The organism is Syntrophus aciditrophicus SB, from assembly GCF_000013405.1.
Classification (GTDB): domain Bacteria; phylum Desulfobacterota; class Syntrophia; order Syntrophales; family Syntrophaceae; genus Syntrophus; species Syntrophus aciditrophicus.
The window spans coordinates 2,174,076-2,187,363 of record NC_007759.1 but is presented as its reverse complement, the minus strand read 5'-3'; the positions used below and the strand labels follow the sequence as shown (position 1 = coordinate 2,187,363).

The window sequence follows — 13,288 nt, the reverse complement described above, 5'->3', positions numbered from 1 at the left end:
TTCATTTTCTGTCCGGTTGTCCTGAAATTCTTCATGGTAATTTCCTCCACCATGAAGAATACAAAATCAAAAAAACAAAAGCGGAAAGAAGTTTTCAAAGCCGATCTCCCCAATGCTGAAACAGACGCCCCGGCCTGCGCCGGCCAGGCGCAAGCCGAAGCGTCTGTCATAGCTCGTGGTGAACTCGACCTTGAAGAAACTAAAACCAGCATGGCGGAATCTGTAACACGCCATGCTGCAACCCCACCCGTTACAGAATTCCAGTTTCTCCTGCGTGGTATTGACACCCTGGACCTCGGTTTTTATGTGAATTGGGGACTGGATTGGAAAAGACGACTGCTTTCCCTGGACAAAATGAAGCAACAAGCACGCAAGAAAGGAGGATTGCTTGTTAAGTTACCTACCGGGAGGCAATGCATTTTCAGAGCAAACAGTAAGGGAGAAAACTACCGTTTTCACCTTCAGTTCGAAGCTTACAACCTCTTTGTCGGAAAAGCTGCAAAACCTGGCTCAACTCCAAATGTCTATCTTTCCATCAGTGCCAAAACCCTTTGGCAAGAAGGAATTGATAAAGCTTTAAACTGGATCGGCGAAGACCTAGAATCCATAGGGAAGGGAATCATTTCATTTGTCAAGGTCAGCCGTGTAGATTTATGCGCTGATTTCTGGATTCCCGGTGGCCTCTCTTATGATTTCTTGCGTGCTCACAAGGTTAGTCGCAACAAAAAACGTAGACTATACCTGGATGAGGACGAAATGGAATCCTATTATGTGGCAAGTCCAAATTCCCATATTAAGCTGCGCATTTACAATAAAGGTTTGGAGGTTAAAAAGGAAGGAACCAAACTATGGTTCCTTGACTTCTGGAAACGCGAATCAAGTGATGATATCTGGCGGATGGAACATGAAATTCACCGCCCTGCGCTGAAGCAATTCGGAATTAACTCTCTGGATGACCTGGAAAACAAACAAGCAGGTGTATGGCTTTATCTCACTTCAAAATGGTTTTCCCTCCGGCTCTTGGATAATGAAAAAGCTGAGCGGAGAACCATCCACCCTTTGTGGTGCGCTGTCCAGGAAAGCTTTCAGCAAAATGCCCCGGTTGAAGAGGTAACGCGTATTTGTCGATCAACGGAAACCGCATCCCTGAAATGGCTACTTTCCCACATGGATGGTTGTCTTTCTTCTTTTGCTGCCCGCCTGGGAATAACAGACCGAGAAGAAGCCCTTACAGAACTGCAAAACAGGTTGGCTGGACGTAACAATATCAAAGAGTTTGAAGTCGCTTGCATCAAAAAAGCCATTCAGCTTGGAACTCTTTCGGCTGGAGGTGAACAATAATGGACCCTTTCTGTGAATCGACACTTTCAGCCTACTTCCCTGGACTGGTTGACGTCTGTATCCAGGATGACGGGCAGCTTGTTTATGCGATCCTTAAAGATCGTGAACTTGTCCTTGCTCCAGAGTATGTGACAGAAACAGAAAGTTTCTCAATTCCTGAAAAGAAACATTTCCAGTTCACGCTTCCGCGAGCTGCGGAAGTTATGCGTTACTTCAGTCAGGAAGATCAGGCACTCTACAATGATTTACTTCATTACCTTAAACGCTTCTCTGCCTTGGATGAAGAACAGTGGACCATTATCGCCCATTATACATTTCTGACCTACCTGCACGACCATCCCGGAATTGATTACTGCCCCTATATTCTCTTTCATGCTGTGCCGGAACGGGGGAAGAGTAGAACGGGCAAGTCCATTGTTTATGTTGCCTTCCGCGGAATCCACCTGATTGAACTGCGGGAAGCTACCATCTTCCGATATAGTCAGAATCTACATGGAACACTGTTCTTTGATCTGCTTGATGTTTCCAAAAAAGCGGAACGGAGTGGTTGTGAGGATATTCTTCTGTTGCGGTATGAAAAAGGCGCCAAGTGTTCCCGTGTTCAATTTCCGGAACAAGGTCCATTCAATGATACGGTGTATTACGATATTTACGGACCGACCATCATAGCCAGCAATGAACCCCTTCACACCATCCTTGAAACGAGATGTCTGCCAATCATCATGCCAAACCGCCCAGGTAACTATGAGAACATCCGTCCTGAACTGGCTTTGGAACTCAAAGAGAGGTTAACTGCCTGGAGAGCGAAACATCTCGTCACAACCTTTCCCAATATGGAACCCGCCGAGGGCATTTCTGGAAGGCTTTGGGATATTTCAAAACCGCTATTCCTGGTCAATTCCCTGCTGCCCGTTGATTGCCATATCCTGGAGGATTCAATTCATGCCATTGCGGGTGAAAAGGATGAATCCCGAAAAGATTCGGTTGAAGGTCGCCTAGTTGCCATTATCAAGGAAATAACTGATAAGTTTGCTTGTGATCAATTTATAGAATGGACCATCAAGACCAACGACATCCGCACCCGATACAATGAGGGCAGACCGGAAGACAAGCGTGTTACTTCACAATGGATAGGTAAAAGGTTAAAGCGGATGAGTTTCCACAACCGGATTGTTCATGGTTATTCTGAAATAGTCATTACCGCTGATGAATATGCCATGATCCTGAAACAATATGGATATACAGGTAGAGAGTCGTCAAAGCCTACCAACTCTCTACCTGAAAAAACTGAACAGAATCTTAGTGTTTTGAGAGATGTAGAGAGAGGTAGAGAGTGTAAACAAGAGCAGGTTCCCGTTGACTTTCAGTCTCCTGAAGAGCGCGAATTCTATCATGAAAAACTGCAAGCCATGCGGAAGGAAGGGAAAAAGTCGCCGGAACAGATAGAACAATTGATGGATGGAGAGCTGAAAGAATGGAGGAAATATGAATACCCATTCTGAAAGTGAACTCCAAGCAAAGAATCTAATGATTGATGATGGCTTTTGGAATATTGAGGACCTGTCCAACTACCTGAAGGTGAAAATAAAAACCCTCTATGCCATGACTTCAGACATCCCCCATTATAGAGTCGGAAAACTGATTCGATTCAAGAAACAAGAAATCGACACTTGGATGGAAAATAAGAAAGTCGAGACAGATGTTGAAAATAAAAATAAATCAATAAGTTTGATGGAAAAACGACAAAGGGCGAATTTCTCTATTGATAGAATGATCAGAAGGGCAATTGACCAAAGCAAGGATGAAGCTTATAATGCCGCCACGGGAAATCAGACCGGATCAAGGGACCCACAAAGGAGATAAGAAATGGGTCTGTATAAAAGAGGAACGGTCTGGTGGATGAGTTTTTCTCATAATGGAGAGCAATTTCGCCGGTCAACTGAGACGGAAGACAGAAAACTCGCCATAAGGATCTTTGACAAATTGAAAGGGGATATAGCGGAAGGAAAGTGGTTTGAAAAACTGCCAGGGGATAGTTACAAGTTCAAGGATTTGATGGATAAGTATATGACGGAGTATTCTGCCGTAAATAAGGCTGCTTCGTCGTATAAGAGAGATAAAAGCATTGTCACGCAGTTAAAGAGTTATTTTGGAGAGAAGTATTTAACGGAACTTACTCCGGCAATGATATCCGATTACAAAGTCAAACGGAGGTCTGATGGAGTTTCATCCCGAACAATCAACTACGAACTCATCACAATGAGCCATGCCTTCAATTTGGCAATTCGTGAGTGGGGATTAGCAAATGAAAATCCTGTTTCAAAGGTGAAGAAGGATAGGGTAACCAACAAGATCGAAAGATGGTTAACTTCAGAGGAAGAAACAAATCTGCTCAAGGAATCTCCGAAGTGGCTCCAGGATATTATTATATTCGCCATTCATACGGGCTTGCGCCAAAGTGAAATCCTTGATTTGAAATGGTCCCAGGTGGATATGAAACGGCGAACTGTCACCATCCATGAACAGAAAAATCGCTGCATTGACACTCTTCCGCTCAACGAAACAGCCATGACTGTTCTAAAGAACAGGCATAATCCTGAATTACCATTGGAAGGGTATGTTTTCCCAAACACTTTGGGGGACCGCAAAGGGAACAGGCTGTTGCTGAAAGCCTTTTATGTCGCCCTTAAAAAGGCAAATATTAGCAATTTCAGGTTCCATGACCTTCGGCATACGTTTGCCACACGCTTAATCCGTAAGGGTGCCGATTTGTATACTGTTCAAAAATTAGGACGGTGGAAAACTGTAACGATGGTTCAGAGGTATGCTCATCATCACACGGAAAGTTTGAGAGCAGCCATTGAAATGATGGATGATGTAGAAAAACCGATTATCACAAATTTATCACAATCACAAAAAAAGAGGAGTAAAGCTCCCCTTTTAAAACTCGCAAGTAATTGATTTTACTGGTGCCTGGGGAGGGAATCGAACCCTCACGAACGCAAGGTTCGAGGGATTTTAAGTCCCTTGCGTCTACCAGTTCCGCCACCCAGGCCCAATTGGTGTTTCCGTTTATTATTTTTACTGAAGACTGTCAAGAATTAATTGGAATTTTCAAGGTATTGCCCGTTTTGGTTATCTGATCGCAGATATTTAGAATCATTAATGAAAATCCATGAGTTAACTGCATGTGTACTGCCGTAAAATTCCGCATTCGAGTTCGGATATGTCCGTTTGCAATACATCAGGATGCGGACGGTCCTGTTTGTCTGAGAAGCGGGGATAAGCAGGTATTATCCAATACAACAGAGAAAATTTTCATCTGTCCCGCACCATTTCAATGGCTTTTTTCGGACATTCGTTGGCGCAGATTCCACAGCCTTTACAGAACTCCAGGTCAATCTCGATATTCCCGTCAATGGCGTTATCGGGGCAGTACATCCTGCAGATCCCGCAGGAGTCGCATTTGTCCTTATCCACGACCGGTTTTGAAATCCGCCAGAATCCGGTCCTGCCTGCAGCTCCCTGTTTTGGCCTGCTCATGGCGAGGCGCTGACGACCCTGACTCATAGTTTCATCTCTCGATATCCTGCTTCTGCAGCCCTGACGTTGCATTCATCGGGAAACATCTCCAGAATCGACTTTCTTGCCGAATCCAGCGAGATAATCCCCATCTTTGCGAGACACCCGAGCATGGGTGTGTTCAAAATCGTATAGCCGGCAACGATGATATTTTCCTTCTGCGCGATTCCGGTCAGGTCTGCGTGACAAGTGGAAAAACCGGGGAAATCTTTTGCTTCAACGCTGTTGATGAATATCCTGCCGCCCTGTTTCAAACCCTGCAGCACATTGACCATATCCATCACGCTCGCATCCAGGATTACGACCATATCGGGTTCCTTGATGCGACTGTAGATCCTGATCGGGCGATCATCTATCCGGACGAAGGACATGACGGGCGCCCCCCGGCGTTGCGGCCCGTAGAAGACGCTGGCCGTTGCGTACTTCCCGTCATGGATCGCTGCCAGGGCAAGAAGCCTTGCCCCTGTCACCCCACCCTGGCCGCCCCGGGAGTGGATGCGGATCTCAAGCATGGTCGTTCACCCCGAACCAGCATTCCTCACCGATACGACGCTGACGGATGAAATCGGCGATATCTTCATACGTAACTTCCTGTCCCCCGAGACCGGCGATCACGCTGTAAAGGTCCCTTTTTATCCGGGATCGGATGGATGTGGCCAGGATGCCTCCGAAGCCGAAAGAGTAAGCCCGGTCGATCACGACGATCTCCCGACCTTCGAGGTTGATTTCCGGGAACGGACGCAGCCAGCGCAGGCGCAGAGAGCCGGCTCGAATCCCCTCACTGCGGAGCATGTCGATGGCCACTTCGGCTTCCTTGCCCAGTGTTCCCATTGAAATCACGACGACGTTCGCGTCATCACAGCAGTAATCCTCCGTGAAGCCATAGCACCGGCCGAATCGACGGGCATAATCTTCCTGCACGGATTCAATAACCTTGACCGAGTCCCGCATGGAGCGTTCGATGTCCCAGCGGAATTTGAAGTAATCGTCAGGGCCGGTCAGCACCCCATAACCGGCGGGGTTTTGGGTATCGATGGCATGGGGAAGGAACATCGGCGGGAGAAAATCTCCGATCTCGACCGGGTCCAGCGGCTGAGAAATGTGGCTTAAAGCGAATCCGTCAAGGTTGACCATCACGGGAAGCAGGACATCCTCGTGCTCGGCAATGCGGAAAGCCATCAGTGTCGCATCATAGGCCTCCTGCACGCTGCCCGCATAGACCTGAAGCCAGCCGGTATCCCGCTCCTGCATGGAATCCGTATGCTCGGCCCAGATGTTCCATCCGGGAGATATGGCCCGGTTCACGTTGGCCATGACAATGGGAAGACGGGCGCCTGCCGCCCAGTTTGTCATTTCATGCATGTAGAGCAGGCCCTGGGAACTGGTTGCCGTGAACGTCCGGACTCCGGTAACGCTGGCCCCGATGCACGCCGCCATCGCGGAGTGTTCGCTTTCCACGGGGATGAAACGGCTCTTCAGCTTTCCTGAGGCGACATACTCTGCAATCTGCTCAATAATCTGAGTCTGCGGGGTAATCGGGTAGGCGGCGATCACTGTGGGCTGGGCCTGTTTGACAGCTTCAGCTACTGCCTTGTTGCCGGTTGCAATCGTTTTCATCCTCCCGCCTCCTCTGCTGTCAGCCTTTTTATGCTCTCTGCGATGTTCTGCTTGAGAGCTTCAAGTGTTTCCGCGTTAATTCCCTCGAAGCGACCCTGAGGCGCCAGATATTCTTCGAGAGGAATCGGCTTTTTCATGGCTGTTCTGGAAGGTGAGGAGAGGGACAGTTTGCCGTGCTCGCGTTCGTAAAGCACCCACATGCAGGATTTTACGGCGAGTTTTCCCAATTCAACGGACTTTTCCGGTGAGAAACGCCAGCCGGGAGGGCAGGGGGCAAGCACGTGAAGAAAGGATGGGCCCCGGAACATGAGTGCTTTCCGGACTTTCTGGAAGAGATCCCGGGGGTATGCGGGACAGGCCGTTGCCATGTAGGGCGGGCTGTGGGCCGCGACAATCGCGTCGATGTCTTTTTTTACATCCATTTTTCCTGAGGGGGTCGTTGTTGTCCGGGCGCCGAGGGGGGTTGCTCCGGAGCGCTGCATGCCGGTATTTCCGTATGCTTCGTTGTCGTAGCAGATATATAAAAAATCAGTGCCTCTTTCAAAGGCGCCGGAAAGAGCCTGTATCCCGATATCGAGTGTGCCGCCGTCACCGGCGTAAACGATCACGCTGGTCTTTCTGCCCAGGGCGCGGAGGGCGTTCGACATGCCGGAAGCGCAGGCAGCGGCGGCCCCGAAAGCGATGTTATATACGGGAACGTTGAATGCCGTTTGCGGGTACATGCCCTGAATCACACTCGTGCAGCAGGCCGGCACGATCAGGACCGTATCAGGTCCCGCTGCCTTGAGCACGTAACGCAGGGTAAGAGAGTCGCTGCATCCGGCACACGAGGATGAGCACTTAAGCAGGTATTCTTCGCTGGGGATGTCCATTTTCAGTATCCATCTTCCGTCAAGGAATGAGAGAGACACCTGGTTGCGAACTGTCCCATTCCAAAAAAGGTCTTGTTTGTTGAACTTCCCGCTTGATCAGTGTGTGCTTTTTAATTTCAGGCCTTGTATCCCGCCGGTTTTTTCTGTTCCCCCCCTGTTCCGCGTTCCGCTTCGCTATGCCGTCTTCAAGGTTTGAGCACGAATTTAAGGCCAAGGATAACTATAACGATTATAAAGCCAAAAACCACCCAGTCCGGAATTTCCCGCCAGTAAATCAGTATCGTATCGACTATTCTGTTAATCGTAATCATGGAGTTTCCCTGTTCCCTGCGCATCCATCTGCCGGTGATGCGACCTGACGCCCTCGGTTATTTTGTTTTAATGTTTTGTTGCCTCACTATCTCTTTCCCGCTCTCTGCCTTTTGCAAACGACTTTCGATAAAGCGTGATTTACAGTGCCGGGGGCAATGCGGTCCCACCCGGATGTGTCACCAAAATGGACTCTGTCGATAACCTCGCCATTTTCATCGTATTCTGTAACGGAAATGACCCTGGCCTTTTTAGTGGAACAGTTGATTTCCTTCAACTCTTCCTCGTGACTGAAATCACGATATTTCTCTCCGAATCTGGCATGCCACCGTTCACATTCTTCCGGAGTGATATCCAGCTTAACCAAAACCCTTATGACGTTTTTCGATATTGTTTTCATGCCTGAGGCGTCGTAAAAGTAATCGCCGCGCGGACTCTCACTGAAAAACTGCCAGTCAGCCGCCCGGCTAGCGACGCTGAAAAAGAAGAGGGAAAAGACACCAAGGAGAAAAATACGGAAAGTCTTCATGCTTGTATTCCTCCTTTGGAATGCGGGCAATCCGGTATTGTGTTTTCAGATGACGGTTTCATCGCTCTGTCGACCATAAAATATAAATACTGTAGGTCGGTCAAAATAACAAATTAAAAATTGTTCTCCTGATGCTCCGTTAATCCGCGGCCATTCCGATATTGCCAGAGAAAACAGTTTTCAATCCGGCCGATTCGTGATGAGAACTCATGAATGCTGTGAATCGCGAATCATCCTGTCATGAATCCTGGCCAGTGTCATTATCGCAGCAACGGCGCCGATCAGGCAGAAAAACATGTCGGACTGAGTGTCCCAGGTATATCCCTGCGTTCCCAGAAACGCGTCGCCCCTGCTTCCACTCAGAAGGGAAATCCACCATTCGATAAATTCATAGCACGCACTTGCAGCCAGGACTACGGCGATGGAAAAAAAGTTCGTCCATCTCCCGCCATTGACGATGTCCTTCCGGATTATGACTTCTCTCGCGACCAGGACGGGAACAAAACCCTGCATGAAATGCCCAACTTTGTCATAATTATTGCGGGAGAATATCCCGATATCCCTTAGCCAGTTGAAAAAAGGGACTTCGGCATATGTCCAGTGCCCCCCGATCATCAGAACGATGGAGTGGACAAGAATGAGAAAGTAAACGAGATTCGAGAAACGGAATTTTTTGAAACTGACGGCCAGGATGGCAAGAGCCATCACCGCCGGCGAGACCTCCAGGAACCAGACCAGTTGATCTTTTGGATGGATTCCTGAGAGGATCAGGGCAAGAAAAAAGATGATGATATAAAGGATCAGAATCCGGTTTTGTTTTAACATTGGTCTTTTCTCACGACAAGTTATCTCTGTTGAAATTTCATTCTTCCGAATATCAGGCGGCCGACTTTCCGGAAGATAACAAAACAAAAAAAGCCGACGAGTATCAGGCAGAGAACAGGAACAAGGACAGCGAGCAGGGCTGTCAATATGGCGCCGATCAACTCCAGTGTGGAAATCAGGGGATTTGCGGCTCCTCCCGTGGAGATCGATGATTTTGCCCGAAGCGCGACCGTTGATCCCTGCACCAGTCCAGCTATTCCTCCACCGGCAATCAGCGCCAGAGTCCACTTTAAAAAAGGAGACAATTCGATCGCTGTTGACGCTGTAACGACGGTTCCGGCAATCACTGCGGCTGGCGTTGAGATCGTATCGATAATGTGATCGACCCAGGGTATGTAATAACAGAGAATTTCGATGAGGGTTGCCGTCGCGAAAGCTGCCGTTGCATAAGGGCTTCCAATCCATGAAAATTCAGGCGACAGGTGAATCTGTCCACTCGATGTCGCAAGATTCATGATCAGCAACGGGACAAAGACTCTGAAGCCGCACGCGGCGCTCAAACCGATGCCGATCGCCATTCCGATCAGAGTATCCATGGTGTTTCCAGTTTCCTGTTCTCCATGAAGGAAAACCCCGTTTTTAAAGTCCGGGGCCTGCCTCTTTCTTCTGATTTCCCTTATCAAAGCCCTGACAGCCAAAAACAGTTGAAAGAATACTAACAGAGATTATGACGGAAAATCAAATTTCCGGAAGGGTCGACGTGAAAACAGGGAATCTGGAATGAACGTCGTCATCCCCACCATGGCGGATATGCGGATATAATGTAAGCTGAAAAAGTCATCTTCCCAAGATTTCGGATATGAGTTATAAAAAATGAGTTATAAAAAGTGAACGGTATTGGAAAGAATCCTTTGGTGATCAGGTCAATTCAGGAAAGAAAAGTCTGAAATAAACCGTTTTCTGCAGCCATGATTTTAGAAGAAGTCATGCAGGGAACACCGGGAAAGGATGAACGGTATGCGCTGGCAAAATCAAAGAAGGAGCGAGAATGTTGAGGACAGACGAGGGGTGACCGTCAAACGCGGGATTGCGGGGGCGGGGATCGGTACGGTTATTCTGGTGCTTCTGAGCCTCTACTTCGGCATTGATCCATCGGTCGTCCTGCAACAGGTTCAGGAAACCGGACCTCCGCCCGTGTCTCAGCAGGAGCAGACGGTGCGACAGGATCCCACGAGTCAATTTGTATCCGTCGTCCTTGCCGATACGGAAACGACCTGGCACGAAATATTCCGCCGCAGCGGAAGAACCTATGAGGAGCCGAAGCTGGTTCTTTTTTCCGGGGCTGTTCAATCCGCCTGCGGATTCGCGCAGGCAGCCATGGGACCCTTCTATTGTCCTGGTGATCGCAAGGTTTATATAGACTTGAGCTTTTTCGAAGATATGAAGAACCGCTTTCAGGCACCCGGTGATTTTGCCCAGGCCTATGTGATTGCCCATGAAGTGGGTCATCACGTACAGAACCTCCTGGGTATTACCGATCAGACCCAAAGGGCCATGCAGCAAATGAGCAAGGTGGAGGCCAACCAGCTTTCCGTGCGGGTGGAATTGCAGGCCGACTGTTTTGCCGGTGTCTGGGGCTGCCATGCGGACAAGGTGCGCAACATTCTGGAATCCGGTGATCTGGAAGAGGCCCTGGGGGCCGCAAGCGCCATCGGTGATGACCGGATCATGAAACAGACACGGGGAACAATCGTACCCGATGCCTTCACCCACGGCACGTCGGAACAGAGGGTCCGGTGGTTCAAACGAGGTTTCGAGTCGGGTGATCCCGGCCAGTGCGATGCCTTTAACGCAAAATATTTATAAAAACTTGAAACCCCGCATCAATCAACCTGAGGAAATCATGGCCATTACCCGTAAAGACATTATTTATTTCATCATTACCGACAGGTTTTATGGGATAGAAAACCAGAAACCGGAAGTAAAACAGAAGATAAACAAGGACAACCCTTTTTTTTATCATGGCGGCAACTTCGACGGGATTATCGAGAAAATTCCCTACCTCAAGAATCTCGGAATAACGGCTTTATGGATCACTCCGGTTTACCGCCAGATTGATCTCGAAACCGCGCACGGCTATCACGGATATTGGGCGCTGGATTTCAACGCCGTAAATCCTGTCCTTTATATCGATAACGGCCACTATCTCCCAGGAAGCAAATATTATCTTCGAGACCTGGTGGATCGGCTTCACATGAACGGGATAAAACTTATTCTGGATGTTGTCGTGAACCATACCGGATACAGGCATCCCGGAATTTTCGACAGTCTGGACAATCCCACCCCCATCTGTTCCTCCTGGTTCAACAGGATGAATATAAGTTTGGAGACAAGCGAAACGGAGGGACAGTTGTCCGGATTGCCGGACATGGATCTGGATTTACCCGATGTGTGCGATTATCATACGGAAACAATTCTTTCCTGGCTGCGGGAAACGGGTGTTGACGGAATCCGCATGGACACGGTCAAACACGTTGAAAGAAACTTCTGGACCTACTTTAAAACACAGGTCAAGGGGCAATTCCCGGGTGTTACCCTGCTGGGGGAAGTCCTCGTTTTTGATATCGACAACCTGTCTCAATATCAGAAATACGATGCCATCGATCAGCTTTTTGATTTTCCCATGCAGAATGCCATCAAAAATGTATTCGTTTATGACCATGGCATGACGGATTTCATTTCACCTTACAACATTGGAACAGGCATACTGGAACGCGACCGATCCTACTCCAACCACAATCAGCTTGTCACCCTGCTGGACAACCACGATCTTTCGGCCCGTTTCATGACCTGGATTCTCGATCGGCAGGCGGGCGATTATCGAAAAGCAACGGACGTCATGAAACTGACCTTGACCTTTCTTTTCACGATCAGAGGCATTCCTCAAATCTACTATGGGACGGAATTGGGGCTTGAAGGCCATTCCGACCCCGATAACAGGCGGGATTTCCCCTGGGAAAAACTGAATGCCGACTATGAGGTGAAAACTGAATATTCCCATGAAAAAGAAATCTATGATCATACACGAAAAATGATCTCGATCAGGCGGAGCAACGACGCTCTTTCCTCCGGCTATTTTGTCTGTCTGTATGTCGACTATTTCCTGATGATCTTTTTGAGGTACGTGGAAGATAATATAGTTATAGCTGGATTTCATAACGGGTGGCTGGATATGCCCTCTGAGGTGATCATTGACATCGGGCACAATCCTGATCTGCCCCGGCGCATCCGTGAGAAGCTGTCGGATGCCACCCTGGTTTCCCTGCTGGATAACCAGTTGCACCCCATCCGGGAAGGAAAGCTGAAGATCAGGTTAGGCAAAAAAAGCGCGATCATTTTAACGATCAAAAATCAATAACGACTGAGCGGCGATTCAGACGACTGCCCACGTTTTCCTGCCCCATTCTTTAAAAGATAAAGCAGGACCCATAATCTATCCTGCTTTATCTCAATTCCTGCTTAATCTCATTCTGGTGGACGGATACGATGGGTTGATTGCGGCCGGCGGCATCAGAGAACAGGTTGAGATCGTTTCCGGTCATCGAGGCATGAGCCTGACCTATCGGCCCCAGCCGTGCCCGAATCCGCCGTGATTCCCCCACCCGTGTCCATACCTGTCATGATGTCCCCAGCCGCGTCCGTATCCGCTATGCTGCGCCCGGTTGTATACATGCCTGCCATGATGAACATTTCTTCCTCGCTCGTATCGGCCCTGAAAGCCACCTCGGACAGTTTCACTCCGGTAGCTTTCGCGGTCATCCCGTCCACGCTCGTTTCCGGCAGGACCAACGGCGAAAGCGGATGTCGTCAATCCTGTCACCATGAGGGCCGTAATGAACAGCGTTGTCAATTTTTTCATGATTCCATGCCTCCTGTCGATTTTTGTTTTTACTTCCTTGATCTTGTCATGGCATTTGCCGTGCCAAAGTGTCGTAGGCATTGTAACATGTTGATATTATTATTCTATATTTTAGTCATCACGGCTGTTGATGCTCATTTTTCTTGCGCCAGGCTGGAGAGTGCATATCAAGTATCCATCTCTCCCGTTGAGTTGAATACAATCTATCCACTCCCGACTGTCCTTTCTGCTGAGTGAATTCTACAGCCATGAAAGTTATGAAATATAAAAAATAAGCTGAATCATCCCTGTATT

At 48.5% G+C, this 13,288-nt stretch carries 15 protein-coding genes and 1 tRNA gene; 6 read left to right on the top strand and 10 right to left on the bottom strand.

Features of this window, described 5'->3' with window-relative positions:
- The first annotated feature begins 51 nt into the window (after positions 1 to 51).
- The 4 genes from SYN_RS10085 to SYN_RS10070 are packed head-to-tail and all read left to right on the top strand — an operon-like array spanning position 52 to position 4,302.
- The gene (locus tag SYN_RS10085) at positions 52 to 1,341 is read left to right on the top strand and encodes a plasmid replication initiation factor (protein WP_148202551.1); all 1,290 of its coding nucleotides are present in this window, start codon (positions 52 to 54) and stop codon (positions 1,339 to 1,341) included.
- Positions 1,341 to 2,843 (top strand): hypothetical protein, encoded by a 1,503-nt coding sequence (locus SYN_RS10080; protein ID WP_011418013.1) that lies wholly within the window; start codon positions 1,341 to 1,343, stop codon positions 2,841 to 2,843. The genes SYN_RS10085 and SYN_RS10080 overlap by 1 nt, the downstream gene beginning before the upstream one ends.
- A complete protein-coding gene (locus tag SYN_RS10075; protein WP_011418012.1) occupies positions 2,827 to 3,204 on the top strand; it encodes a helix-turn-helix domain-containing protein in 378 nt (125 codons plus the stop codon). The genes SYN_RS10080 and SYN_RS10075 overlap by 17 nt, the downstream gene beginning before the upstream one ends.
- A 3-nt stretch (positions 3,205 to 3,207) precedes the next feature.
- On the top strand, positions 3,208 to 4,302 hold the full coding sequence (locus SYN_RS10070) for a tyrosine-type recombinase/integrase (protein WP_011418011.1): 1,095 nt from the start codon (positions 3,208 to 3,210) through the stop codon (positions 4,300 to 4,302).
- 6 nt (positions 4,303 to 4,308) lie between these two features.
- Here SYN_RS10070 and SYN_RS10065 read toward each other — a convergent pair.
- The 9 genes from SYN_RS10065 to SYN_RS10030 all read right to left on the bottom strand — a co-directional run bounded on the left by SYN_RS10065 (position 4,309) and on the right by SYN_RS10030 (position 9,671).
- Positions 4,309 to 4,396 (bottom strand) — tRNA-Leu (locus SYN_RS10065).
- Positions 4,397 to 4,659: 263 nt separating this feature from the next.
- Entirely contained in the window at positions 4,660 to 4,911 is a 252-nt protein-coding gene (locus SYN_RS10060) for a 4Fe-4S binding protein (protein WP_011418010.1), read from the bottom strand.
- Entirely contained in the window at positions 4,908 to 5,435 is a 528-nt protein-coding gene (locus SYN_RS10055; protein ID WP_011418009.1) for a 2-oxoacid:acceptor oxidoreductase family protein, read from the bottom strand. The genes SYN_RS10060 and SYN_RS10055 overlap by 4 nt, the downstream gene beginning before the upstream one ends.
- Positions 5,428 to 6,540, bottom strand: a complete 1,113-nt coding sequence (locus tag SYN_RS10050) for a transketolase C-terminal domain-containing protein (protein WP_011418008.1) — start codon at positions 6,538 to 6,540, stop codon at positions 5,428 to 5,430. Before SYN_RS10050 ends, SYN_RS10055 begins: the two co-directional genes overlap by 8 nt.
- Complete coding sequence (locus SYN_RS10045; protein ID WP_041584988.1) at positions 6,537 to 7,412, bottom strand: thiamine pyrophosphate-dependent enzyme; 876 nt, start codon at positions 7,410 to 7,412, stop codon at positions 6,537 to 6,539. Before SYN_RS10045 ends, SYN_RS10050 begins: the two co-directional genes overlap by 4 nt.
- Positions 7,413 to 7,597: 185 nt before the next feature.
- Entirely contained in the window at positions 7,598 to 7,723 is a 126-nt protein-coding gene (locus SYN_RS16815) for a hypothetical protein (protein ID WP_258165130.1), read from the bottom strand.
- Positions 7,724 to 7,809: 86 nt separating this feature from the next.
- Entirely contained in the window at positions 7,810 to 8,250 is a 441-nt protein-coding gene (locus SYN_RS10040) for a surface-adhesin E family protein (RefSeq protein WP_041584987.1), read from the bottom strand.
- Between the two features lie 207 nt (positions 8,251 to 8,457).
- Positions 8,458 to 9,075 carry a DUF2238 domain-containing protein gene (locus SYN_RS10035; protein WP_041584986.1) on the bottom strand — a complete coding sequence of 206 codons (618 nt, stop codon included), beginning with the start codon at positions 9,073 to 9,075 and terminating at the stop codon, positions 8,458 to 8,460.
- A gap of 20 nt (positions 9,076 to 9,095) precedes the next feature.
- On the bottom strand, positions 9,096 to 9,671 hold the full coding sequence (locus tag SYN_RS10030) for a DUF4126 domain-containing protein (protein WP_011418004.1): 576 nt from the start codon (positions 9,669 to 9,671) through the stop codon (positions 9,096 to 9,098).
- Positions 9,672 to 10,092: 421 nt separating this feature from the next.
- Between SYN_RS10030 and SYN_RS10025 the strand changes: the two genes are divergently transcribed.
- Positions 10,093 to 10,941 (top strand): KPN_02809 family neutral zinc metallopeptidase, encoded by an 849-nt coding sequence (locus SYN_RS10025; RefSeq protein ID WP_041584985.1) that lies wholly within the window; start codon positions 10,093 to 10,095, stop codon positions 10,939 to 10,941.
- A gap of 37 nt (positions 10,942 to 10,978) precedes the next feature.
- Entirely contained in the window at positions 10,979 to 12,493 is a 1,515-nt protein-coding gene (locus SYN_RS10020; RefSeq protein ID WP_041584984.1) for an alpha-amylase family glycosyl hydrolase, read from the top strand.
- Positions 12,494 to 12,694: 201 nt separating this feature from the next.
- Here the strand turns inward: SYN_RS10020 and SYN_RS10015 are convergent, their stop codons facing one another.
- Complete coding sequence (locus SYN_RS10015) at positions 12,695 to 12,994, bottom strand: hypothetical protein (protein WP_148202549.1); 300 nt, start codon at positions 12,992 to 12,994, stop codon at positions 12,695 to 12,697.
- Positions 12,995 to 13,288 lie beyond the last annotated feature (294 nt).